Here is a 21130-nt window from a genome sequence, read left to right on the forward strand (position 1 = left end):
TTTCAGGCGGCGGCTTCGGCCTGGCGTCCGGTCAGGGCGGGAAGGAACAGGCCGCGCGTCAGGGCCTCGACCACAGGCACGGCCACAGCGTCGCCCATCAGCTTCAGCGACGCGCTTTCGCTGGCGGGCAGGCGATAGGCGTCGCTCACCCCCATCAGCCGCGCAGCCTCGCGTCCGGTCAGGCGGCGCATGGCGATGCGTCCGCCCTCGACGATCACGACATACTGGCGCGACGACCCGCCGGACGGCGTGCGCAGGCAGCCCGCCAATCCGTCGAAGCGCATCTCCAGCCGCTGCAGCTTCTCGCCGTTCTTGACCCGCACCCGGCGGAAGGCCGCGCCGACGCGCCGCTCGCCCGAGACCTGGATCGCCTCCAGTCGGGCGCGGTGCAGCGGCGACAGCATGGCCAGCAAGGCTTGTGTCTCCGCCGGGGCGAAGCAGGGCGCGTCGCTTTCCAGCACGGTCGCCAGGTCGAGGTTGCGGCGCGGCGGAACGGCCAGCCGCCACCAGGCCCAATTCGTCTTAACCGGCTCCGGCAGGCGCTCCCAGGCGGCGATCAGGCGCAAGGAATGGAAGGGCTGGGTCGGGGCGGGCAGGCGCGGCCCCTCGACGCCGCGCATGGCGACGATGAACAGGCGCGGGCGCGACTGCGGCAGCCACAGTCCGGCGTCGATCTCCAGGGCGCCGACCGTATAGCCCGCCTCGGCCATGGCCCCGCAGACGGCGGCGAAGTCCTGCCCCTCGCCCGAGGTCAACAGGCCGACGACGTTCTCCAGCACGATGACGCGCGGCGCGCGGCTCTCGGCGTCCAGTCCCTGCATCAGCTTCCAGAAGCCCCAGAAGGCGCCCGAGCGTTGCGCCTTCAGACCGCCCCGCGCGCCCGCCAGGCTGACGTCCTGGCATGGCGATGAGGCCCAGCACAGGTCCGGCGCGCCGGGAATCTGATCCGGCGTCACGGTCCAGACGTCGTCGTGGATCAGCGGCGTGTCGGGATGGTTGGCGCGGAAGGCGCGGGCCTTGGCCGCGTCGATGTCATTGGCCAGAATGGTGTGGAAGCCTGCACCGTCCAGGCTCAGTCCCAGGCCCGCCAGGCCGCCGCCCGCGAAGAACTCGCAGGCCGTCAGGTCAGCGTCGGGGGCGGGGCGAATCGGCATGACGACACACTAACCCAGGCGAGCCGCTTTGGCGCCTGTCTTGACGGGGTGAAGGCAAACCCGGACTTTGGCCGGAAACCTTCTGAAAGGACCGCCATGCGCGTCGCCCTCTTCTCCGCCGCCGCCGTTTCTCTGGCCCTGGCCGCCTGCTCGCCGCCTGCTGAAAAGGCGACGGAGCCCGCCAAGGCCGAGCCGCGCGCCCTGGCCGGCGTCGATCTGGATCAGCCGCTACGGGTCCTGGGAACCGAGCCCTTCTGGGCCGTGGAGATCACGCCGCAGGGCCTGACCTATTCCGGCGTCGACCGGCCCGAGCAGAAGGCCGCCAACCCCGGCCCGGCCCTGCAGGGCACGGTCGCGACCTGGTCGACCAAGACCGAGGCGGGCGCGGATCTGGCCGTCACCCTGACGGCGACGGACTGCTCGGACGGCATGAGCGACCGCACCTATCCCCTGACCGCCAAGGTCGAGATCGGCGACGAGACCCTGACCGGCTGCGCCGCCGCCTCGGCCGCCATCGAGAGGGCCGGGGAGAGCGGTCGCGTAGAGTAAGGCGAAGCTGGCGCCCGGCTTGCATTGAGCGCTGTTGCGCGACCGGGCTGTCCCCGGTCGGTTCACCGGCCAGGATGGTCCCATGACGCCCGTAGCGACGCCGATCGACATCCGTCCCCTGACCTCGCTCAGGTTCCTCGCGGCCCTGTGGGTCGTGGTCTATCTGATGTGGCCCAATCTGGCGGTCGGCGGCATGCCCGCCCTGGCGGCTAAGGGCTATCTGGGGGTCGAACTCTTCTTCGTCCTGTCGGGCTTCATCCTCAGTCACGTCTATCTCCAGGCGTTCGGCGAGAAGCGCTTCGGCTACAGGGGCTTCCTGTGGGCGCGCATCGCGCGGGTCTATCCGCTGCACCTGTTCACCCTGTTCGGCGTCATGGCCCTGGGGCTGGCGGCGACGGCGGCGGGGATGGCGATCGATTCCGGCATCCTCAGCTGGAAGACGCTGCTGCCCAATCTGCTGATGGTTCACGCCTGGGGTTTCGCGGGCGAGGCGGGTTGGAACCACCCGTCCTGGTCGATCTCGGCCGAGTGGTTCGCCTATCTGACCTTTCCGCTCTTCGCCGCCGCAGCGTGGAAGCTGCGGAACCGACCCTGGCTGGCGACGGGCGCGGCGGCCTTGCTGCTGGTCGCCCTCTACGTCGGCTTCGAACGCGTCGCGGGCTATCGCTTGACCGAGGCCACGTTCAAATGGGGGGCGCTGCGGATCGTGCCCTGCTTCGCCTACGGTTGCGCCCTCTACCTGGTTTACCGGCGTGCGCCCCTGCCGCGCGCGGGCCTGCTGGCCCTGGCGGCGGCGGTCGTGATGGCGCTCAGCGCCGCCCTGATGAGCTGGGACGGGATCACCGTCCTGTCCGGCGGCCTGCTGATCCTGGCCCTGGCCGGCATTCCGGCGGACAGGGCGGGCGTCCTGGGTTCCGCCCCTGCAGTCTATCTCGGCGAGATCAGTTATGCGGTCTATATGCTGTGCGCCCCGTGGCAGATTCTGGCGGTCAATGTCGCGGCGCGCCTGACGGGGGCGGAGGACAAGCAGCTTCCGCTCGTACTGTGGCTGGCGATCATTGCAGGCTTGATTGTCGCCGCCGCGATTGTTCACCAACTGATCGAGCGTCCGGCCCGTACGTTCCTGCGCGGGTGGGCGAACAGGCGGCGATCATCTGTGGATCAGTCGGGGAAACAGTCGGAAACAGTTCTTCAACATTCTGACCCTATCGTCTAAGGCTTGTCCGCGTTCAGTCGGGAGCACGCCAGATGATGAAACGGCTCACAGCCGCCGCCCTTGCGGCGACCCTGGGATTCTTCGCCTTCAGCACCACCCCGGCCCAGGCCGGCGATCCCTACTGGCAGTGCGTGACCTTCGCGCGCATGTTCTCGGGCATTCAGATCTTCGGCGACGCCTGGACCTGGTGGCGTCAGGCCGTCAGCAAGTTCCGCACCGGCGACGCGCCTGAGACCGGCTCGGTGCTGGTGTTCCAGCCGCACGGCCGAATGAGCGCCGGCCACGTCGCCGTCGTCTCCGATGTCCTGACCGACCGCGTGATCCGCGTCACCCACGCCAACTGGGGCGGCAGCCGCGGCAAGGTCGAAGAGAACGTCACCGTCGTCGACGTCTCGTCCTCGGGCGACTGGAGCCGGGTGAAGGTCTGGTACAACCCGATCAACGATCTGGGCACCACCGTCTATCCGACCTACGGCTTCATCTACAACAACGCCCGTGACGCCTTCGCCAACGGTCGCCAGATGGCCGCCAACGCCGTCGCTGACGACCGCGCCGCCAACTAGTTTCTCAAGTCAAAAAGGGTCTGGCCCCGCCCGGCTGATCGGGCGATAGCTGGCGTATGACCGACGCAAACGACATTCGCGGACACGCAATTGAAACGGCCAAGCATGAGCCGCAGGGCGTGACCTACGCCGGCTATCTGGCCCTCGACGACATCCTGTCCGCCCAGAAGCCGCGCTCCGACCAGCATGACGAGATGCTGTTCGTCATCATCCACCAGACCAAGGAACTGTGGCTCAAGCAGATCCTGCACGAGGTGGCGCTGGCGCAGACGCTGGTGCGGGCCGGCGATCTGGTGCCCGCCTACAAGAGCCTGGCGCGGGTCAGCCGCATTCAGGCGGTGATGACCCAGAGCTGGGACATCCTGGCCACCATGACGCCCGCCGACTACCTGAAGTTCCGCGGCGATCTGGGCGCCAGTTCGGGCTTCCAGAGCGACCAGTTCCGACGCCTCGAGACCATGCTGGGCCTGAAGGACTCGCGCTTCCTGCGCTTCCACGCCGAGCGTCCGGCCGCCCACGCGGCGCTGCAGGCGGCGCTGGAATCGCCCAGCCTCTATGACGACGCCCTGCGCCAACTGGCCAAGGCGGGCCTGCCGGTGCCCGACGCGGTGCTGAACCGCGACGTCAGCCAGTCCTATGAGGCGAATGAAGGCGTCGAGGCCGCCTGGCTGGAGGTCTATCGCGACACCGAGCGCTGGTGGCCTCTCTATCAGCTGGCCGAGAAGCTGGTCGATCTGGACGACGCCCTGCTGACATGGCGGCACAAGCATGTGGTGACGGTCGAGCGCATCATCGGCCGGCGTCAGGGCACCGGCGGCACCGACGGCGTGGGCTATCTGGTCGAGACGCTGAAGCGCCGCTGCTTCCCCGAGCTCTGGTCTCTGCGCACCAAGCTTTAGGGCAGGGCGCAAGGCGCAACCTTCGCCGCTGGCAGGGGTTTTCCTCTGGGACAGCAACGGAGGTTTCCGATGGCCGGCAACAGCCACGACATCAAGATCCTCAACGGCTTGGTCGAGGGGCTGGTCGACAGCGCCGACGGCTATCACCAAGCCGCTCTGGAGGCGGCCGACGACGCCTATCGCACCTGGTTCGAGGCGCGAGCGGGCGAACGGCTGCGTCTGGCCGAAGCGTTCAAGGCGGCGGTGCGCGAACGCGGCGGGTCGCCGGAGGAAGATCGCTCCATCCTGGCCAAGGCGCAGCGCGCCTTCAGGGACGTCAGCCACGCCTTGCTGCGCAGCGAGGTCTCCATGATCGACACGATCGAAAACGGAGAGGAGCAGTTGAAGGCGAGGTTCGAGCGGGCGCTGGCGGACGACGCCCTGTCGGCCACGACAAAGGAGAGCATTCGCCGCGCTTACGAGGAGGTTCGGGCGGGGCGCGATCAGACGAGCGCGCTGAAGCGCGGCCTCGACGCCCGGCGCGAGGCGGATGATCCGCTGTATCCGAAATAGTCGCGCCTTCCTCCCGACGGGCGAGGGGCGTTCGCGAACAATAAAAAGCCCCGGCGTTTCCACCGGGGCTTTTGATCTTCAGCGCGAAGCCGAAGCCTGAAATCAGGCCTCGTCGCCGGCCTTCTCGGTCGTGCCGGTGGCCGGGACGGCGACCTTGCGGGCCGTCTGGCGCTCGGCGATCCGGGCCGACTTGCCGCGACGGTCGCGCAGGTAATACAGCTTGGCGCGACGGACGACGCCGCGACGCTTCACTTCGATGGAGTCGACGTTCGGCGACAGGATCGGGAAGCGACGCTCCACGCCTTCACCGAACGAAATCTTGCGGACCGTGAAGGTCTCGTTCACGCCGCCGCCGTCACGGGCGATGCAGACGCCTTCGAACGCCTGGATGCGTTCGCGCTCGCCTTCCTTGATGCGCACGTGGACACGCAGGGTGTCGCCGGGCTGGAAGTCGGGGATGGTCTTGCCTTCGAGCAGGCGGGCTTTTTCTTCGGCAGCGAGTTGCTGGACGATGTTCATGTCATTTCTCCGGAGCTTGTTTGCTCTTTACCTGTAAGTTGGCGAGATGCCGCTCCCAGAGATCCGGGCGCCGCTCCCGCGTCGTTCTTTCCCTTTGTTCCTGACGCCATTTGGCGATCTTCTTGTGATCGCCTGACAACAGGACTTCCGGGATGTCGTGGCCCTCGAACGTCCGCGGTCGCGTGTACTGCGGGTGTTCAAGCAGGTCGTCCTCGAAGCTCTCGGTGGACAGGCTTTCCGCCGCACCCAGAACCCCCGGAACCAACCGGACGCACGCCTCGATCGCCACCATGGCCGCCGCCTCGCCGCCGGCGAGCACCGCGTCCCCGACGGAGACCTCCTCGAACCCCCGGGCGTCGAGCACCCGCTGGTCCACCCCCTCGAAACGGCCGCACAGGACGACGATGCCGTCGGCCTTGGCCCATTCCGTAACCCGCGCCTGCGTCAGGGGCCTGCCGCGTGCGCTCATGTACAAAAGCGGCCGGGGCGGGCCTTCCAGGCTGTCGAGAGCCCTGGCCACCACGTCCGCTTTAAGCACCTGACCGGGACCGCCACCCGCAGGGGTGTCGTCCAGGAAGCCGCGCTTATCTTCGGAAAACGCGCGAATGTCCAGCGTCTGCAGGTCCCACAGTCCCTTCTCGCGCCAGGCGGTGCCGATCAGCGACACCCCCAGCGGTCCGGGAAAGGCCTCGGGGAACATGGTCAGGACGGTGGCGGTAAAGGGCATGGCGGCCCTTTACCGCTCTACTGTCGCAAACGCGAGCCTCAGGCGGTCGGGTGGCCGCCGCCCTTGGCGATCCAGGCGTCGACCAGGTCGTCCAGCACGACCAGCGGCACGGCGCCCGAGCCCAGGACCACGGTGTGGAAGTCCTTGATGTCGAACTTGTCGCCCAGCGCCGCCTCGGCCTTAGCGCGCAGTTCCTCGATCTTCAGCTCGCCGATCTTGTAGCTGGTCGCCTGGCCGGGGTTGGTGATGTAGCGCTCGACCTCTTTCTGGATGTCGCGCTCGGACAGCAGGGAGTTGTGACGGAAGTAGTCCATCGCCTGCTCGCGGCTCCAGCGCTTGGCGTGCAGGCCGGTGTCGGTCACCAGACGCACCGCGCGCCACAGCTCGGTCGAGAGGCGGCCGAAGTCGGAATAGGGGTCCTGATAGAAGCCCATCTCCTTGCCCAGACGCTCGGCATACAGGCCCCAGCCTTCGGAATAGGCGCCGTAGCCGCCGAAGCGGCGGAAGCTGGGCAGGTGCTCCATCTCCTGCGCATAGGCGATCTGGAAGTGGTGGCCCGGCGCGCCCTCGTGATAGCTGATGCCCTCGATCTGGGGCTTCAGCACCTGGGTCATGTCCGACAGGTTGACGTAGTAGATGCCGGGGCGGGAGCCGTCCGGCGCAGGCGAGTTGTAGAAGGCGATGGAGGCCGTCGCCTCACGGAACGGCTCGACGGCGCGGACCTCAAGCGGGGCCTTGGGCAGGTTCGAGAACCACTGCGGCGCCACGGCCATCACCTGGGCCACGAAGGCGCGGGCGTCGGTCAGATAGGCTTCCTTGCCTTCCGGCGTGTTCGGATACTGGAACTGCGGATCGGTCTTCAGGAAGGCGAAGAACTCCTGCAGCGTGCCGGTGAAGCCGACCTGGGTCTTGATCGTCTCCATGTCGCGCTGGATACGGGCGACCTCGTCCAGGCCGATCTGGTGGATCTGGTCGGCGGTCAGGTCGGTGGTGGTCGAGAGCTGCAGGCGCGCGTTGTAATAGGCCTCGCCCTGCGGCAGGCGCCACACGCCCGCGTCGCTGTCGGCCTGGGTCTGCACCTGGCCGAGCGCCGTCAGAACCGTGTCGAAGCCGCGCTTATAGGGGCCGGTCAGGGCTTCGCGGGCCGAGGCCAGCAGGCGGTCCTTGGTCGCCTGATCGGCGTCGAGGACGGCGATCTTCTTCTGGAAGTCGGCCCAGACCGGGTTGTCGGCGCCGCCGTCGAACGGCGCTCCGGCGATCACCGCGCGGGTGTTGTCGATCGAGGGCTCGAAGACGAAGCGCGGCGAGACCACGCCCTTGCCGGCGCGCGCCGTCAGGGTGTCGGCCACCTGGCCCATGTAGCGTTCGGCGGCGTTCAGGCGGGCGACATAGGCCTCGGCGTCCGAGACGCTTGAGATGCGGTGGTTGTTGATCAGGAAGACCGGCAGGCTGGTGGTCGGGTTGCCGTTGGCGGCGAACTGGAAGCCCCAGTCGCGCCACTGGTTCGACAGGCGCGCCTGCTGCACGCCGTGTTCGAACAGGCGCCAGGACAGGCGGCTCTGCTCGCTCAGCTTGGTCGGATCGAACTGGGCCTTCATCTGGGCCAGCTGGGATTCCTGCAGGGCCAGCGAGCGTTCGGCGGCGGCGTCGGAGACGTCGTCCAGCTTGTCATAGTCTGTCTTGCGGCCCAGCGAGGTCATGCGTTGGGGGCTCAGCGCCACGCGCGCCTCGAAGGCCTGTTCGAAGAAGGCGTTGAGCCGGGCGTCCTCGCTCTGGGCCTGGATGGTCGCGGCGGCGGACGCGGCTCCCTCGGCCATAGCAGCGGGCGCAGCGGCGCAGAGCGCCAGGGCGGCGGCGGATGAAATCAGAAGACGACGCATGAGAAAGACCCCCCTCGGTACAATAAGGGCGGCACTGTTCCCCGAAGCGCCGTCGCAGGCAAGCTGCGGCGGCTAAGGTTCTGCGTCAGGCGCCGCGCAGGTCGGTGATCGTGCGGCCCGGCGCGATCTGTTCGGCGTCAGTGATCAGGTGGACCAGGGCGGGGCGGCCGCTCGCCGCCGCCTCGCGTGCCGCCGTCAGGGCCGCCGGGAAATCGCCGGTCGTCTCGCAGCGCACGGCGAAGGCGCCGAAGGCTTCGGCGTACTTCACGAAATCGGGGTTCTTCAGGTCGGTGGCGATGACGCGGGTCGGATATTCCCGCTCCTGGTGCATGCGGATGGTGCCGAAGGTGCCGTTGTCCACGACCACGACAATGACGCCGAGGCCGTACTGGGCGGCGGTCGCCATCTCATTGGCGCTCATCATGAAGTCGCCGTCGCCGGCGATGCAGACGACCTCGCGCGAGGGCTGGGTCGCCTTGGCGCCGAGCGCGGCCGGATAGCCGTAGCCCATGGCGCCCGAGGTCGGGGCCAGCTGGGTGCGACGGGCCTGATGGCGGTGAAAGCGGTGCAGCCAGGCGGCGAAATTGCCCGCGCCGTTGGTCAGGATGGCGTCTTCGGGCAGGGCCTGCGCCAGATGGGCGATGACCTCGCTCATATTGACCGCGCTCTCGATCTCGATGGGCGAGGAGAAGGCGAGGAAGTCGGCATGGGCCGCCGCGCCCTGATCGTTCCAGGCTCGGCCCGGCTTGATCGCTGACAGGGCCAGCGCCGCCAGCGCGTTGTCCGCCGCCGCCGACAGGGCAGGCGCCCAGACGCGGCCCAGCTCTTCCGGTCCCGGATGGATGTGGATCAGGGTCTGCGCCGTCTTGGTGCGGTCCAGCAGGGTGTAGCCCTGCGTCGGGTTCTCGCCCATGCGCGCGCCTATAACCAACAGCAGGTCGGCGTCCTTGACCCGAGCCACCAGCTTCGGGTTCGGTCCGAGGCCGAGGTCGCCCGCATAGCCGGGGTGGTCGTTACGGATCAGATCCTTGCGGCGGAAGGACAGTGCGAGGGGCAGGCCCAGACGTTTTGCCCAGTCGGAAATCGCGTCGGTCGCTTCATCGGTCCAGCCCGAACCGCCCAGGATCAGCATCGGGCGTTCGGCGCGCGACAGGCGCTCGCGCACCTGTTCGACGAAGGCCGGGTCCAGCGCGGCCTTGGCCGGGACGACGGGGCGGATCGGCGCGGGGCCGCCGTCTTCGTGCAGGGTGTTCTCGGGCAGGGCGACGACGACCGGACCCATGCGGCCCTGCTGAGCGGTGGCGAAGGCGCGTTCGACCACTTCGACGGTGCGTTCAGGGCTTTCGATCTCGGTGGCCCATTTGGCCAGGCCGCCGAAGACCTCGCGGTAGTCGACCTCCTGGAAGGCGCCGCGGCCGCGGTCGGTCAGGGCGATCTGGCCGACGAACAGGATCATCGGGGTCGAATCCTGATGCGCCGTATGCACGCCGATCGAGGCGTGGGTCGCGCCCGGCCCGCGCGTGACCATGCAGACGCCGGGACGGCCGGTCAGCTTGCCGTAGGCCTCGGCCATGTTGGCGGCGCCGGCCTCGTGGCGGCAGATGATGACCTCGATCTGGTCGCGGACATCGGCCAGGGCGTCGAGCACGGCCAGATAGCTTTCGCCCGGCACGCAGAAGACCTTGTCGACCCCGTTCATCACCAGGGTTTCGACCAAACGGCGGGCGGCGGTTCCGGAAGCTTGCGTCATGGTTTCGCCGTTAGCAGATTGGAGGATGAATTGGCCATGCAACCTTATGGCCAAGCTTCACGTTGAAGCGCCAAATCGACCACGGGGATTTCATCATGCGCAAGCTCATTGTTTTCGGCGTCATCGCCGCCGCCCTGGCCACCGCAGCCTGCAACACCGTTTCGGGCATCGGCCGCGATCTGTCAGCCGCCGGCCAAGCCGTTACCTCCGGTTCGGAACGCGCCAAGAGCTGACGTCGACGGCGTCGCCGTGATCGCGGCGCCGTCTTTTACCTTCCGGCCACAAATCCGCAGAGGAAGTCTGTCATTCTGGCGGCGCAAATCGGAGGAATTGAGATGGGACTTCTGGATAATGTTCTGGGCGGCCTCGGCGATGACGCCGCCGGCGGCCTGGCCGACCTGCTGAAGGGGCAGGGCGGCGTGGCGGGTCTGGCTGAAAAGTTCGGCCAGAACGGTCTGGGCGACGTGGCCGCTTCGTGGATCGGCAAGGGCGGCAACGCTGCGATCAGCCCCGAGCAGATCGCCGCCGTCATCGGCTCCGGCCCGATCGCCGACTTCGCCCGGAAGCTGGGCGTTTCGCCGGAACAGGCCAGCGAGACCCTGGCCGGACTGTTGCCGGAAGCCATTGACCGCCTGACGCCGAACGGCTCGGCGGAGGGCGCGGACGACATGCTCGGCGGTCTGTTGAACAACCTGCCAGGCGGCCTCGGCGGCGCCCTGGGCGGCCTGTTCAAACGCTGAAGCCTGGGGTCAGGCCTCGGCCTCATAGGTGACGCCCGTCAGATAGAGACCGTCTGACGGCGCCACCGGGCCGCATCGCGCGCGGTCCTTGGCCGCCAAGGCATCGGCCAGATCGGCCGGGCTCCAGCGATTGAGGCCCACTTCGACGATGCTGCCCGTCATGGACCGCACCTGACGGTGCAGGAAGCTGCGCGCCTCGAACACCAGATGCACCTCTTCGCCGACGCGGGAGACGCGGGCGACGTCCAGCGTCTTGAGCGGGCTGGCCGCCTGACAGGCGGCGTCGCGGAAGGTGGTGAAGTCGTGATGGCCGATCAGGTGTTGCGCGGCGGCGTGCATGGCCTCGGCGTCCAGGGGCTTCCTGACGTGCCAGACACGGCCCCGGTCCAGCGCCGGACGGCCGGGCCGGTTCAGGATGCGATACAGGTATTTGCGCCCATTGGCGGTGAAGCGCGCGTGCCAGTCGTCGCTGACCGGCGTGCAGTCCAGCACCGCCACGGCCTCCTTCACCAGATGGGCGTTCAGGGCGTTCATCACCGTCTGCGCCGGCCAGTCGCGCTCCAGATCGACATGACAGGTCTGGCCCGTGGCGTGGACGCCGGTGTCGGTGCGCCCCGCGGCGGCGATGCGGACGGTCTGGCCGCTGAAGGCCGTGATCGCCGTCTCGATGGCGCCCTGCACGGTCGGCTGGTCGACCTGGGCCTGAAAGCCGTTGTAGGCCGAGCCGTCGTATTCGATGGTGAATCTGTATCGGGGCATGACGCCCTACAGGCCGCGTCGGGTCGAGAAGGCGGAGCCTTCTGACCGCGCCCCACTCAGAATGGTTCCGACAGGAACCGGAAAGCCGCGCAGCATTTCCTCGGCCGATTGCGCCGCCTTGCCGGGACGCTGCACGCGGGTCAGGCGCACCGCGCCGTCGCCGCAGGCGATGGTCAAGGCGTCGTCCAGCACCTGACCGGGCGCGCCTTCGCCTTCAGCCAGGACCGACATCAGGGCCTTGACGCGCACCGGCTCGCCGTCGGCCTCGACCTCGAACCAGGCGCCGGGGAAGGGCGACAGGCCGCGGATGTGGGCGTCCACCTCGGCGGCCGGGCGGCTCCAGTCGATGCGGGCTTCGGCCGAGGTGATCTTCTTGGCGTAGGTCGGCTCGCCCGTCTGCTGCGTCTCGGTGAAACCGCCCCGTTCGATGGCGGCCAGGGCGCGCGGCCACAGGGCGGCGCCGACATGAGCCATACGGTCGCCCAGAGAGGCGGCGGTGTCGTCGGCGTGGATGTCCATCAGTTCGGACAGGATGATGGCCCCTTCGTCCAAGCCCTCGCTCATCCGCATGATCTGGGCGCCGGTCTGACGGTCTCCGGCCATGATGGCGCGCTGGATCGGGGCGGCCCCGCGCCAGCGCGGCAGCAGCGACCCGTGCAGGTTGAAGCAGCCCAGACGCGGCGCCTCCAGCACTTCAGGCTTCAGAATCTGGCCGTAGGCGACGACGCAGGCGGCGTCGAGGTCCAGGCTCTTGAAGACGTCGATGGCTTCGGCCGCCTTCATGCTCTCGGGTGTGAAGACCGGCAGACCCATGGCCTCGGCGAAGGCGTGAACGGGCGACGGCGTCAGCTTTTGGCCCCGGCCCTTGGGGCGCGGCGGTTGCGAATAGACGGCGACGATCTCGTGCCCCGAGGCGATCAGCTCGGCCAGGGACGGCACGGCGAAGTCGGGGGTTCCCATGAAGGCTAGGCGCATGGGCACGCCTTTAGACCGTGGGGCCGATTACATCCAGCGGGTATAGACGCCGCCGCCCTCGTCCCACTCGCCGCCGGCGTCCAGGGCGTCGTCGAAATCGAGCAGGCGGTCGATGACCAGACCCGCCACCACGCCGACGGCGGCGACAGCCAGCAGAGTCGCCAGACTGGCCGCGCCGACCTTCTCGTTGCGGGTCAGGCGGCGACGGCCCCCTCTATTGACGATTCTGGGATCGATGTTGCGGGTCTTGCGAGCCATCAGGCGGCCATCCTCGCTTGCTTCTTGACCTTGGCGACCGCGCGGTCACGGCGCAGGCGCGACAGGTGGTCGATGAACAGGACGCCGTTCAGATGGTCCAACTCGTGCTGGAAGCAGACGGCGTAGAGGCCCTCGATCTCTTCCTCGATCGTCTCGCCCTGATAGTTCATGTAGCGGACCCGCACGCGCGCCGGACGCTCGACCGAGTCGTAATAGGTCGGCACCGACAGGCAGCCCTCTTCGTAGGAGAACATCTCCTCGGACGACCACAGAATCTCGGGGTTGACGAAGAAGCGCGGGTTGCGGCGCTCCAGCGCCTCTTCCTCGGTCTGCGGCTCGTCAGCGGCGCCCTCGACCGGCTTGTCGCCCAGGTCCATGACGACCACGCGGGTCAGCTCGCCGATCTGCGGCGCGGCCAGACCAATGCCCGGCGCGTCGTACATCGTCTCCAGCATGTCATCCATCAGGGCGCGCACGGCGTCGGTGACGCCGCCTTCCACGGGCGCGGCGACAGTCTTCAGGATCGCCAGATCGGCGGCGTTATCGATAGTCAGGATACGACGAATGGCCATGCGGGGGAGGTAGGGCCGCCGCCCCCGAACGTCAAGAATTACCGACTGTCGGGCTGGGACTTCCGATCAGCGTCAGGCCGGGGGCACTTCACGCGGCTTGCGGTCCTGATCGATGGCCACATAGGTGAAGACGCCCTCGGTCACGCGGACCGACTGGGCCTCGGCCTGACCGCGCGCGCGTTTCCAGGCCTCGACGTGGACGCGGATCGAGGTGCGGCCGACGCGGATGATCTTGGCGTAGGTGGAGACTTCGTCGCCGACCGAGACCGGCTGGTGGAAGACCATGCCGTCCAGGGCCACGGTGGCGCAACGGCCGCCCGCGCGCTCGAACGCCGGGGTCGCCCCAGCCAGGTCCATCTGCGCCAGAAGCCAACCGCCGAAGATGTCGCCTTCCGGATTGGTGTCGGCGGGCATGGCGATGACGCGGCCGACAGGCTGGCCTTCGGGCAACAGGGCGGCGGCTTTGTCGGCGTCGGACACGGATGACCTCTCGGGCGGCTTCGTCAGGGCCGGTTCATGCGCCCTGACCTGGAATGACGCAAGCCATTGGCCGGTTGCGGCCTCCGGAGATCCCCGCTTCAACCCGAGCAGACGGCGACGACGCCGATGACGGCAGCGGCGACCGCCACCGAAAGCGGCAGGACGAAGATCTGTATCAGGGCGGTCCGCCGCGTGGCGCCGCCTTCGGGCGTGTCCTCGCCCTCGAAGAGACGGCGTGGCCGGGGCGAGGTCGTCTTGCGGCTGGACGGCGGCATCGTGTTGAACCCTTTCACACCCATGCGGCGACGGCCGCGATCAGGTCCGAGGGTGGCGACAAGCCGGATGGTCTAGAAGTTCCAGTTTGGATTGATCGATCAGGCCGGTTGCGCCGCCTTCAGCCGGTCGACGGCGCGGACCAGTTCCGTCCCGTCCAGACTGGCGAAGCCGATGCGGAAGGCGTTGGCGGCGGCGCACCCCTTGGGGCCGGGTTCAAGCTGGAGCTGGCGGCCGTGGGTCAGGATCAAGCCGGATCGCTCAGCCTCGGCGGCCCAGGCGGCGGCGTCGATGTCCGGGTTCACGCGCAGCCACAGCGCCAGCCCGCCCGCCGGCCTGTCGAAGGCGACGGCGTCGTCCAGCCGGGCGGCGATCTCGGTGCACAGCAGGTCGCGGCGCTGCTCATAGATCTTGCGCGCCTTGCGGGCGTGGCGGCCCAGGTCGCCGTCGTCGATCAGCCGGGCCAGCGCCCGCTCCAGCGGCAGGTCGCCCTGACGGTCGATGGCTTCGCGCCGCGCGGTCATGGCCTGGATCAGGTCCGGCGCGCCTGTCGCATAGCCGATGCGGACCACGGGCGAGAGCAGCTTGGACACCGATCCGATATGGATGATGCGGTCCTGATCGCCTCCCTGATTCAGGGCTCGGGCGGCCAGCGGCAGGACCGGGCGGCCCTCGAAACGGTATTCGTGGTCATAGTCGTCCTCGATCAGGATCAGGCCATGACGACGCGCCATTTCCAGCAGGCGCAGGCGCCGCCCGGCGCCCAGCGTCACCGTGGTCGGGAACTGATGATGGGGCGTGACGTAGACGGCGCGGATCGTCGGGTCGCGCGTCAGCAGGGCCTCCAGTTGCTCTACGTCCAGCCCCTGCGTATCGACCGGGGCGCCGACCACGCGGGCCCCGGCCGCACGAAACGCCTTCCAGGCCAGAGGATAGCCGGGATCTTCGACGGCGATTGCGTCGCCGGGGTTCAGGACGGCGGCGGCCAGAAACAGGGCCATCTGGCTGCCGCGCGTGATCAGGATGTCGTCGGCCCCGACCGTCAGGCCGCGCTCGGCCGACAGGTAGCGGGCCAGCGCCGTCCGCAGCGACGGCGCGCCGCGCGGGTCGCCGTATCCGGGCAGCGACTTGAGTTCGGCGCCGGTCAGCGATCGGCGGAAGGCCCTGGCCAGTTCCAGCCCCGGCATCAGGCGCGCATCGGGGGCGCCGTCTGAGAACTGCATCGGCGGCGGCGCAGGCCGGGTCTGCGGCAGGGGCGAGGCGAGGCGGGCGGCGGCGGCGGGGCGAGCGCCCCAGTTCTGCGTACCCAGATCGGGCAGGTCGCGGGCGACGAAGGTGCCGCGCGACGCCTCAGCCGTCAGCCAGCCCTGCAGCACCAACTCCTGATAGGCGGCGTCGACGGTGTTGCGATGAACGCCCAGCGTGCGGGCCAGGGCGCGGGTGCCGGGCAGACGGTCGCCGGGTTTCAGCCGTCCACGCTCGATCTCGCGTATCACCGACCCCGCTAGATTGATGAACAGGGGCCGGGCGGGGTCTTCGATCAGTTCAATGACGACGGCGCTGCGTCCCATGATCCGGCCTATCAGGTTTCAGGAAAGCGGCTCTTATGACAGGGCCGATAGGCCGGGTATCCCACGCGCATTCCCCGGCAGCAACACCGCTGCGGGATCAGAGACAAGGGATAGGGCCATGGCCGAGAAAGCCGTTTTCTATCACGCAGGCTGCACCGTCTGCGTCGACGTCGAGCAGCGCTTCGTCGGCGCGATGAACCCGGCGGCCTATGACGTCGAGGTGGTTCACCTGGGCGAGGCGCCGCAGCGTCTGGCCGAAGCCGAGGCTGCCGGCGTGCAGTCGGTTCCGGCCATCGTCATGGGCGGCGCCGTCTACCACATCAATCACGGCGCGGACCTTTCGGCCCTGCGCTGACGCTCTTCGGCCTGGCTTCAGTCCCCCGAAGCCAGCCGCTCGGCGGGTCGGCGACCCTCCTCCTCAAAGGCCGACCCGCCGCCTTTTTCATTCGAACGGCGGAGACGACATGGCTTTCGATCTGGCGACGCGGGCCCTGGACCCGGAATTGGCTCATGCCCTGACCCTGGAGCAGAAACGCCAGCAGGACAGCATCGAACTGATCGCGTCCGAGAACATCGTCAGCGCCGCCGTGCGTCGGGCGCAGGGCTCGGTCCTGACCAACAAATACGCCGAGGGCTATCCGGGCCGCCGCTACTACGGCGGGTGCGAGGCGGTCGACATCGCCGAGAAACTGGCCATCGAGCGCGCCTGCACCCTGTTCGACACGGCCTACGCCAACGTCCAGCCGCACTCGGGCGTCAACGCCAACCTGGCCGTGCTGTTCGCCCTGATCAAGCCGGGCGACCGCATCATGGGGCTGGACCTGGCCTGCGGCGGCCACCTGACGCACGGCTCGCCGGTCAGCCTGTCGGGCCAGTGGTTCGAGGTCAGCGCCTATCGGGTGCGCGAAGACGACGACCTGATCGACTATGACGACATGGAACAGCGCGTCCTGCATGACCGGCCGCGCCTGATCTATGCGGGCGGTTCGGCCTATCCGCGCCGCATCGACTTCGCCCGGATGCGCCAGATCGCGGATAAGGTCGGGGCATACCTGGTGGCCGACGTGGCCCACTACGCCGGGCTGATCGCGGCGGGCCTCTATCCCAATCCGACGCCGCACGCCCATGTCACCACCTCGACCACGCACAAGACCCTGCGCGGCCCGCGCGGCGGCCTGATTCTGTGCAACGACCCGGAGTTGGCGCGGCGCATCGACAAGGCGGTCTTCCCCGGCACCCAGGGCGGACCGCTGATGCACGTCATCGCGGGCAAGGCGGCGGCCTTCCATGAGGCGCTGCAACCGGACTTTGTCGAATACTCCAGGGCGGTGATCGAGAACGCCCGCGTACTGGGCCAGACGCTGGCGGACGGAGGCCTGCGCCTCGTGTCGGGCGGGACGGACTGCCATCTGGTGCTGGTCGACCTGCGCCTCTTCGGTCTGACCGGCAAGGCGGCGGTCGAGGCGCTGGAGGATCACGGCCTGATCGCCAACAAGAACTCGGTCCCTTACGACACGGCTTCGCCCATGGTGACGTCGGGGCTGCGGCTGGGCTCGCCGTCCTCGACCTCTCGCGGGTTCGACGCCGAGGCGTTCCGCACGGTCGGCGGCATGATCCTGACCATCCTCAAGGGCCTGCGCGACGGCGATCTCGACAGCGCGGCGGTGAAGGCGCAGGGAACAGAACTGACGCGGGCCTATCCGATCGCCGGACCGGCGCTGACGCCCGCTTAAGGAGGTTCCGAACGCGCGTGCGGGTCATCTCGATTCAGAGCCAGGTCGTCTACGGCCACGTCGGCAACAGCGCGGCGGTCCAGCCGATGCAGGCCATGGGGCTGGAGGTGGCGGCTGTGCCGACCACCCTTTTGTCCAATCACCCGCATTATCCCACCATGCGCGGCCGGATTCTGGAGACGGAACTGGTCGCCGACCTGCTGCTGGGGGTCGAGGAGCGCGACCTGTCGATGACATCCGGGGCGGTGGTCACGGGCTATATGGGCTCGGCCGCCAATGCGGCGGCGACGGCGGGTTTCCTGCGGCGCTGGAAGGCGAAGAACCCGGCCCTGCTGCACATCTGCGACCCGGTGATCGGCGACGATGATCTGGGCGTTTTCGTCGCGGATGGCCTGATCGAGCAGTTCCGCGACGAACTGACGCCGATGGCCGACATCATCACCCCCAACCAGTTCGAACTGGGCCGACTGGTCGGCGAACGGCCGGACACCGTCGAGGGGGTGATCGAGGCGACGCGCATCCTGAACGCGCGCGGCACGGGGCGGACGGTGGTGACGGGTTGCGTCCTGACCGACACGGCGCCCGGCGAGGTCGAGACGGTGGCGGTCGAGGGCGGCCTCGCCCATCGCACCTCCATCCCCCGCATTCCGATCCGGCCCAGCGGCACCGGCGATCTGTTCACCGCATACCTGACCGGCTGGCTGATGCGCGGCGAGACCCTGCCGCAGGCCGCCGCCCGCGCCACCGCCGGGGTCCAGACTGTTCTGCTGCGGACCCAGGCGGCGGGCGCCTTCGAGATGCGCCTGACCGAGGGCTGAAAGCCCTCAGCCGAAGCTGGCGACGGCGGCGATCACCCGGTTCTGAACGGCCTCGTCCAGATAGGCGCTCATCGGCAGGCTGACGACCCGTTCCGCCCTGGCCTCGGTCACGGCCAGACCGCCGGGGCCGACCGGGTGCTGGCGATAGGCGGGCTGGCGGTGCAGGGGGATCGGATAATAGACGGCGGTCGGCACGCCCTGCGCCTTCAGATGGGCGGCCAGGGTGTCGCGATCGTCATGCTCGACGGTGAACTGGGCCCAGACCGAGCGGCCGCCGGGAATGACCACGGGTGTCGCCGCCACATGACCGGCCAGCCCCTGCACATAGCGTTCGGCGATGCGGTTGCGGCGCTCGATCTCGTCGGAGAAGATCTTCAGCTTTTCCAGCAGGACGGCGGCCTGCAGGGTGTCCAGCCGCCCGTTCATGCCCAGACGCGGGTTCAGATATTTGGGGTCGTGGGTGAAGTCTTGGGCCGCCGCATCCGCCGCCGTCGCCTGACCGTGAACACGCAGGGAGATGAGGTGATCCATCAGCGCCGCCTCCTTGACCAGCACCGCCCCGCCGTCGCCATAGGCACCCAGCGGCTTGGCCGGGAAGAAGCTCAGCGTCGTCGCGTCGGCCCAATGGATCGGGTGCTGGCCATTCAGGGTGCAGCCGAACCCTTGCGCCGAGTCCGCGATCAGCTTCAGCCCGTGTTTCTGGGTGATGTCCGACAGGGCGGGATAGTCGGCGGGCTGGCCGAACAGGTCCACGGCGATGACGGCGCGAGGCTTCAGCACGCCCTCGCGCTCAACCGCCTCGACGGCGGCGCGCAGGTGGTCGGGGTCCATCGTCCAGGTGTCGGGACGGATGTCGATGAAGACCGGCGTGGCGCCCGCCAGCGCGACCACCTCGGCCGTGGCGGCGAAGGTGAAGGCGGGGCAGAAGACGGCGTCTCCCGGCCCCACGTCCCACGCCATCATCAACAGCACCAGCGCATCCGTCCCGTTGGAGCAGGACAGGGCGTGGGGCGCTTCTCCGAAATCGCACAGGGCCTGTTCAAAGGCGCCGACCGCCGGACCCATGATGTACTGGCCGCTGGCGGCGACCTCCATCAGGGCGGCGTCGATGGTCGCGCCGATGCGCTGGCGCTGGCTGAGAAGATCGATGAAGGGAATGGTCACGCGCTTACTCCGGGGAGGGAAGGTTGGTCAGGCCAGTCGGCTCTCAGGCCAGGCCGGGCCAGTAGTGGGCGTTCGGCGTCGGGCGCGGGCCGAAGATGGCCTGTCCGACCCGCACCACGGTCGCGCCTTCGCGCACCGCCAGTTCGTAGTCGCCGGTCATCCCCATCGACAGGCCGGTGATGCGCGCATCGATGCGCTCGGCCCTGTCGCGCAGGGACCGCAACAGGGTGAAGCAGGGCCGCACCCGGTCGGGGTCGTCGCTGAACACCGCCAGCGTCATCAGCCCCTGCGGCTTCAGCCGGGGAAAGGCTTCCAGCCGTTCGATGAAGTCCAGCGCGTCGTCGGGGTGCAGGCCGAACTTGCTCTCCTCGCCCGAGGTGTTGACCTGGACATAGACCTTCATGTCGCGCCCATCCGTCTCCAGTCGCTTGTTCAGCACCTCGGCCAGTTTGAGGCTGTCCAGCGCATGAAACTCGTCCGCCAGACGGGTCAGGTATTTGACCTTGTTCGACTGCAGGTGGCCGACGACGTGCCAGCGCATCGACAGGTCGGCCATGGCCTCGGCCTTGTCGCGGGCCTCCTGCAGCTTGTTCTCGCCGAAGTCGGTGACGCCCGCGGCCCAGGCCAGACGCAGGATCTCGGCCGGAACCGTCTTGGTGATCGGCAACAGGCGCACGCTGTCGATCGGCCGCCCGACCTGTTCGCAGGCGGCGGCGATGCGGCGATGGACCAGCGCCAGATTGGCGGCGAACCGCTCGCGCGGATCAGGCCCGAAGCGTTCGAGATTTTCAGGCGAAAGGGTCACGAAACATACTCCCGACACAAGCGGCGGCCCAGCCGCGCGATGACTTCATAGTCGATGGTCGCGCCGTCCAGCGCCAGTTGTTCCGGCGTGCGGTTGGGGCCCAGAAGTTCCACCTGATCGCCCGCCTTCAGCGCATCGGGGGACAGGGCGCTGATATCTACGACCAGACTGTCCATCGAGATGCGGCCGACGAAGGGCAGCAACCGTCCTTCGAATGCAGCGGCGCCGCTCGCCGACAACTGGCGCGGCCAGCCGTCGGCATAGCCCACGCCGATGGTGGCCAGCCGCATACCCTTCGCCGCCGTGACGGCCCAGTCGTAGCCGACGCCCGCGCCCGCAGGCACGGCGCGGGTCTGGATGACGCGGCCCGTCGCCTCGACCACCGGCTGCATGGCCTTGGCCGAGGGCGAGGCGTCCAGCCCGAACAGGGCCGCCCCGACCCGGCACAGGTCATAGTGATAGTCTTCGCCCAGCCAGCACCCGGCCGAGTTGGCCAGCGAGCACGGCACGTCCGGCGGCGCGTGGGCCAGAATGCGCTCGAAGGCCTGACGCTGGCGCGCATTGCCTGCGTGGCCGGGCGTGTCGGCGACGGCCAGATGGCTGAGGATCAGGCGCGGTTCGATCCAGCGGATCGGGCCATCCGGGCCGAAGGCGAAGGCGGCGTCCTCGGGCGGCAGGCCCAGCCGCGACATGCCGGTGTCGAACTGGATCGCCGCCGCCAGCGGCCGCCCGACCGCCCGGCCCAGACGCGCCCAGCCCTCCATCTGTTCAAAGCTGTTCAGCACCGGGATCGCCCCGGCGGCGAGGGCCGCGTATTCGGCGCCCGGCGCCAGACCGTTCAGCACGAACAGGTCGGCGTCTGCGGCCAGGACGCGGCGCAGATCCACCGCCTCGAACAGATGGGCGACGAAGAAGGCGCGGCATCCGGCGTCATACAGGGCAGGCGCGATGCGGGCGGCGCCCAGACCATAGGCGTCGGCCTTGACCACGGCGGCGCAGGCGGCGGGGGCGACCTGGTCGCACATGGCGCGATAGTTGGCGGCGACGGCGCTTAAGGACACGCGAATCCGGCCGCCGCCGTGGTCGGATCGGCGGCCCGGCTGGTCGGTCGGGAACAGGGCGAGGGCAGGCAAGGGATAGAAGCTTTCACGGCATCGGCTGACCGCCGACCTC

Annotated in this window: 25 protein-coding genes; 10 read left to right on the plus strand and 15 right to left on the minus strand. The window is 68.7% G+C overall.

Annotation, left to right across the window (positions count from 1 at the left end; genetic code table 11):
* Positions 1 to 2 precede the first annotated feature (2 nt).
* Entirely contained in the window at positions 3 to 1154 is a 1152-nt protein-coding gene (locus ACWIDZ_RS14135; protein ID WP_453989730.1) for a DNA cytosine methyltransferase, read from the minus strand.
* Positions 1155 to 1250: 96 nt separating this feature from the next.
* On the opposite strand from ACWIDZ_RS14135, the gene ACWIDZ_RS14140 reads away from it, so the two are divergent.
* The 5 genes from ACWIDZ_RS14140 to ACWIDZ_RS14160 all read left to right on the plus strand — a co-directional run bounded on the left by ACWIDZ_RS14140 (position 1251) and on the right by ACWIDZ_RS14160 (position 4933).
* Complete coding sequence (locus tag ACWIDZ_RS14140) at positions 1251 to 1703, plus strand: COG3650 family protein (protein ID WP_453989729.1); 453 nt, start codon at positions 1251 to 1253, stop codon at positions 1701 to 1703.
* A gap of 82 nt (positions 1704 to 1785) precedes the next feature.
* Positions 1786 to 2919 carry an acyltransferase family protein gene (locus tag ACWIDZ_RS14145; RefSeq protein WP_453989727.1) on the plus strand — a complete coding sequence of 378 codons (1134 nt, stop codon included), beginning with the start codon at positions 1786 to 1788 and terminating at the stop codon, positions 2917 to 2919.
* A 32-nt stretch (positions 2920 to 2951) separates the two neighbouring features.
* Positions 2952 to 3482 (plus strand): CHAP domain-containing protein, encoded by a 531-nt coding sequence (locus ACWIDZ_RS14150; RefSeq protein WP_046652349.1) that lies wholly within the window; start codon positions 2952 to 2954, stop codon positions 3480 to 3482.
* Between the two features lie 56 nt (positions 3483 to 3538).
* Positions 3539 to 4381: a tryptophan 2,3-dioxygenase gene (locus tag ACWIDZ_RS14155; RefSeq protein ID WP_312219474.1), complete on the plus strand. Its 843-nt coding sequence runs from the start codon at positions 3539 to 3541 to the stop codon at positions 4379 to 4381.
* 69 nt (positions 4382 to 4450) lie between these two features.
* On the plus strand, positions 4451 to 4933 hold the full coding sequence (locus ACWIDZ_RS14160; RefSeq protein WP_453989724.1) for a PA2169 family four-helix-bundle protein: 483 nt from the start codon (positions 4451 to 4453) through the stop codon (positions 4931 to 4933).
* A 102-nt stretch (positions 4934 to 5035) separates the two neighbouring features.
* Here the strand turns inward: ACWIDZ_RS14160 and rplS are convergent, their stop codons facing one another.
* The 4 genes from rplS to ACWIDZ_RS14180 form a co-directional block, all read right to left on the minus strand.
* Positions 5036 to 5452: a 50S ribosomal protein L19 gene (gene rplS, locus ACWIDZ_RS14165; protein ID WP_291778912.1), complete on the minus strand. Its 417-nt coding sequence runs from the start codon at positions 5450 to 5452 to the stop codon at positions 5036 to 5038.
* A 1-nt stretch (position 5453) separates the two neighbouring features.
* Complete coding sequence (gene trmD / locus ACWIDZ_RS14170) at positions 5454 to 6179, minus strand: tRNA (guanosine(37)-N1)-methyltransferase TrmD (RefSeq protein WP_312219476.1); 726 nt, start codon at positions 6177 to 6179, stop codon at positions 5454 to 5456.
* Positions 6180 to 6217: 38 nt separating this feature from the next.
* On the minus strand, positions 6218 to 8059 hold the full coding sequence (locus ACWIDZ_RS14175; RefSeq protein WP_453989721.1) for a DUF885 domain-containing protein: 1842 nt from the start codon (positions 8057 to 8059) through the stop codon (positions 6218 to 6220).
* Positions 8060 to 8144: 85 nt separating this feature from the next.
* Positions 8145 to 9809 carry a thiamine pyrophosphate-binding protein gene (locus ACWIDZ_RS14180; RefSeq protein WP_453989719.1) on the minus strand — a complete coding sequence of 555 codons (1665 nt, stop codon included), beginning with the start codon at positions 9807 to 9809 and terminating at the stop codon, positions 8145 to 8147.
* Positions 9810 to 9904: 95 nt separating this feature from the next.
* Between ACWIDZ_RS14180 and ACWIDZ_RS14185 the strand changes: the two genes are divergently transcribed.
* Entirely contained in the window at positions 9905 to 10042 is a 138-nt protein-coding gene (locus ACWIDZ_RS14185; protein ID WP_291778924.1) for an entericidin A/B family lipoprotein, read from the plus strand.
* Positions 10043 to 10117: 75 nt separating this feature from the next.
* Positions 10118 to 10549: a YidB family protein gene (locus ACWIDZ_RS14190; protein WP_291779882.1), complete on the plus strand. Its 432-nt coding sequence runs from the start codon at positions 10118 to 10120 to the stop codon at positions 10547 to 10549.
* A gap of 9 nt (positions 10550 to 10558) precedes the next feature.
* On the opposite strand, the gene truA is transcribed toward ACWIDZ_RS14190, so the two are convergent.
* The 7 genes from truA to pdxR form a co-directional block, all read right to left on the minus strand.
* The gene (gene truA, locus ACWIDZ_RS14195) at positions 10559 to 11308 is read right to left on the minus strand and encodes a tRNA pseudouridine(38-40) synthase TruA (RefSeq protein WP_453989717.1); all 750 of its coding nucleotides are present in this window, start codon (positions 11306 to 11308) and stop codon (positions 10559 to 10561) included.
* A 6-nt stretch (positions 11309 to 11314) separates the two neighbouring features.
* Entirely contained in the window at positions 11315 to 12283 is a 969-nt protein-coding gene (gene fmt / locus ACWIDZ_RS14200; RefSeq protein WP_453989715.1) for a methionyl-tRNA formyltransferase, read from the minus strand.
* A 27-nt stretch (positions 12284 to 12310) separates the two neighbouring features.
* Complete coding sequence (locus ACWIDZ_RS14205; protein ID WP_338577856.1) at positions 12311 to 12541, minus strand: hypothetical protein; 231 nt, start codon at positions 12539 to 12541, stop codon at positions 12311 to 12313.
* Positions 12541 to 13113, minus strand: coding sequence for a peptide deformylase (def, locus tag ACWIDZ_RS14210; RefSeq protein WP_346486175.1), 573 nt, complete (start codon positions 13111 to 13113; stop codon positions 12541 to 12543). Before def ends, ACWIDZ_RS14205 begins: the two co-directional genes overlap by 1 nt.
* A gap of 72 nt (positions 13114 to 13185) precedes the next feature.
* Positions 13186 to 13593 (minus strand): acyl-CoA thioesterase, encoded by a 408-nt coding sequence (locus tag ACWIDZ_RS14215; RefSeq protein WP_312219485.1) that lies wholly within the window; start codon positions 13591 to 13593, stop codon positions 13186 to 13188.
* A 98-nt stretch (positions 13594 to 13691) separates the two neighbouring features.
* Positions 13692 to 13868 (minus strand): hypothetical protein, encoded by a 177-nt coding sequence (locus ACWIDZ_RS14220; protein WP_454071105.1) that lies wholly within the window; start codon positions 13866 to 13868, stop codon positions 13692 to 13694.
* A 99-nt stretch (positions 13869 to 13967) separates the two neighbouring features.
* Positions 13968 to 15437 carry a MocR-like pyridoxine biosynthesis transcription factor PdxR gene (gene pdxR / locus ACWIDZ_RS14225; protein ID WP_453989710.1) on the minus strand — a complete coding sequence of 490 codons (1470 nt, stop codon included), beginning with the start codon at positions 15435 to 15437 and terminating at the stop codon, positions 13968 to 13970.
* A gap of 118 nt (positions 15438 to 15555) precedes the next feature.
* Between pdxR and ACWIDZ_RS14230 the strand changes: the two genes are divergently transcribed.
* The 3 genes from ACWIDZ_RS14230 (at position 15556) to pdxY (ending at position 17988) form a co-directional block, all read left to right on the plus strand.
* Positions 15556 to 15792 carry a thioredoxin gene (locus ACWIDZ_RS14230; RefSeq protein WP_453989709.1) on the plus strand — a complete coding sequence of 79 codons (237 nt, stop codon included), beginning with the start codon at positions 15556 to 15558 and terminating at the stop codon, positions 15790 to 15792.
* A gap of 109 nt (positions 15793 to 15901) precedes the next feature.
* Positions 15902 to 17170 carry a serine hydroxymethyltransferase gene (glyA, locus tag ACWIDZ_RS14235; protein WP_453989707.1) on the plus strand — a complete coding sequence of 423 codons (1269 nt, stop codon included), beginning with the start codon at positions 15902 to 15904 and terminating at the stop codon, positions 17168 to 17170.
* Positions 17171 to 17187: 17 nt separating this feature from the next.
* Complete coding sequence (gene pdxY, locus ACWIDZ_RS14240) at positions 17188 to 17988, plus strand: pyridoxal kinase (protein ID WP_453989705.1); 801 nt, start codon at positions 17188 to 17190, stop codon at positions 17986 to 17988.
* Positions 17989 to 17994: 6 nt separating this feature from the next.
* Here pdxY and ACWIDZ_RS14245 read toward each other — a convergent pair whose 3' ends face one another.
* The 3 genes from ACWIDZ_RS14245 to alr are packed head-to-tail and all read right to left on the minus strand — an operon-like array spanning position 17995 to position 21090.
* A complete protein-coding gene (locus ACWIDZ_RS14245; protein ID WP_453989703.1) occupies positions 17995 to 19152 on the minus strand; it encodes a DegT/DnrJ/EryC1/StrS family aminotransferase in 1158 nt (385 codons plus the stop codon).
* Positions 19153 to 19195: 43 nt separating this feature from the next.
* On the minus strand, positions 19196 to 19957 hold the full coding sequence (locus tag ACWIDZ_RS14250) for a YggS family pyridoxal phosphate-dependent enzyme (RefSeq protein WP_453989701.1): 762 nt from the start codon (positions 19955 to 19957) through the stop codon (positions 19196 to 19198).
* Positions 19954 to 21090, minus strand: a complete 1137-nt coding sequence (gene alr, locus ACWIDZ_RS14255; protein ID WP_453989699.1) for an alanine racemase — start codon at positions 21088 to 21090, stop codon at positions 19954 to 19956. Before alr ends, ACWIDZ_RS14250 begins: the two co-directional genes overlap by 4 nt.
* Between the last annotated feature and the right edge of the window lie 40 nt (positions 21091 to 21130).

Source organism: Brevundimonas sp. NPDC055311, assembly GCF_053645695.1.

What these genes read in the sequence shown, in the direction of transcription:
- def (WP_346486175.1), bottom strand. Translation starts at nt 13,113, where the DNA reads ATGGCCATTCGTCGTATCCTGACTATCGATAACGCCGCCGATCTGGCG.
- ACWIDZ_RS14220 (WP_454071105.1), bottom strand. Translation starts at nt 13,868, where the DNA reads ATGCCGCCGTCCAGCCGCAAGACGACCTCGCCCCGGCCACGCCGTCTC.
- truA (WP_453989717.1), bottom strand. Translation starts at nt 11,308, where the DNA reads ATGCCCCGATACAGATTCACCATCGAATACGACGGCTCGGCCTACAAC.
- ACWIDZ_RS14160 (WP_453989724.1), top strand. Translation starts at nt 4,451, where the DNA reads ATGGCCGGCAACAGCCACGACATCAAGATCCTCAACGGCTTGGTCGAG.
- glyA (WP_453989707.1), top strand. Translation starts at nt 15,902, where the DNA reads ATGGCTTTCGATCTGGCGACGCGGGCCCTGGACCCGGAATTGGCTCAT.
- ACWIDZ_RS14155 (WP_312219474.1), top strand. Translation starts at nt 3,539, where the DNA reads ATGACCGACGCAAACGACATTCGCGGACACGCAATTGAAACGGCCAAG.
- ACWIDZ_RS14185 (WP_291778924.1), top strand. Translation starts at nt 9,905, where the DNA reads ATGCGCAAGCTCATTGTTTTCGGCGTCATCGCCGCCGCCCTGGCCACC.
- ACWIDZ_RS14140 (WP_453989729.1), top strand. Translation starts at nt 1,251, where the DNA reads ATGCGCGTCGCCCTCTTCTCCGCCGCCGCCGTTTCTCTGGCCCTGGCC.
- trmD (WP_312219476.1), bottom strand. Translation starts at nt 6,179, where the DNA reads ATGCCCTTTACCGCCACCGTCCTGACCATGTTCCCCGAGGCCTTTCCC.
- ACWIDZ_RS14150 (WP_046652349.1), top strand. Translation starts at nt 2,952, where the DNA reads ATGATGAAACGGCTCACAGCCGCCGCCCTTGCGGCGACCCTGGGATTC.
- ACWIDZ_RS14145 (WP_453989727.1), top strand. Translation starts at nt 1,786, where the DNA reads ATGACGCCCGTAGCGACGCCGATCGACATCCGTCCCCTGACCTCGCTC.
- fmt (WP_453989715.1), bottom strand. Translation starts at nt 12,283, where the DNA reads ATGCGCCTAGCCTTCATGGGAACCCCCGACTTCGCCGTGCCGTCCCTG.
- ACWIDZ_RS14135 (WP_453989730.1), bottom strand. Translation starts at nt 1,154, where the DNA reads ATGCCGATTCGCCCCGCCCCCGACGCTGACCTGACGGCCTGCGAGTTC.
- pdxR (WP_453989710.1), bottom strand. Translation starts at nt 15,437, where the DNA reads ATGGGACGCAGCGCCGTCGTCATTGAACTGATCGAAGACCCCGCCCGG.
- rplS (WP_291778912.1), bottom strand. Translation starts at nt 5,452, where the DNA reads ATGAACATCGTCCAGCAACTCGCTGCCGAAGAAAAAGCCCGCCTGCTC.
- ACWIDZ_RS14180 (WP_453989719.1), bottom strand. Translation starts at nt 9,809, where the DNA reads ATGACGCAAGCTTCCGGAACCGCCGCCCGCCGTTTGGTCGAAACCCTG.
- ACWIDZ_RS14175 (WP_453989721.1), bottom strand. Translation starts at nt 8,059, where the DNA reads ATGCGTCGTCTTCTGATTTCATCCGCCGCCGCCCTGGCGCTCTGCGCC.
- ACWIDZ_RS14230 (WP_453989709.1), top strand. Translation starts at nt 15,556, where the DNA reads ATGGCCGAGAAAGCCGTTTTCTATCACGCAGGCTGCACCGTCTGCGTC.
- ACWIDZ_RS14205 (WP_338577856.1), bottom strand. Translation starts at nt 12,541, where the DNA reads ATGGCTCGCAAGACCCGCAACATCGATCCCAGAATCGTCAATAGAGGG.